The sequence below is a fragment of the Pseudomonas sp. 13B_2.1_Bac1 genome, from assembly GCF_025466155.1.
In the GTDB taxonomy this organism is placed as follows: domain Bacteria; phylum Pseudomonadota; class Gammaproteobacteria; order Pseudomonadales; family Pseudomonadaceae; genus Aquipseudomonas; species Aquipseudomonas aylmerensis.
On sequence record NZ_JANLOH010000064.1, the window covers coordinates 1 to 295 of the forward strand.

Annotated in this window: 1 protein-coding gene; it reads right to left on the reverse strand. The window is 63.1% G+C overall.

What is annotated here, in order from left to right; translation table 11 throughout:
* Window positions 1-295: hypothetical protein (locus tag NTD80_RS16295; protein WP_262134288.1), on the reverse strand; the 295-nt coding region annotated here is incomplete at both ends.

The window sequence follows — 295 nt, forward strand, 5'->3', positions numbered from 1 at the left end:
AGCCGTCCGTTGCGTCTTGCCGCGAACCGCCGGCACCGGGTTGGAAACCAGCTGATCCCCAGCCTTCAACGGCACATCCGGAATCACCTTGATCGGCGTCGCCGCGCTTCCCAGCAACAACGGTTTGGCCGCTTCGACATGGCCCTGCACACGAGATTTCCCAAATTGCCTGGCCAGCTGTTTGAACCACTGGCGCGCACGACGAGACTTGATGCCGTCCAGGACCTTGGCGCTCATGCCTATCGCTACGCCCATCGCACCGGTGGCGAGGGCCAGCAGCAGGTTGATCAGCACC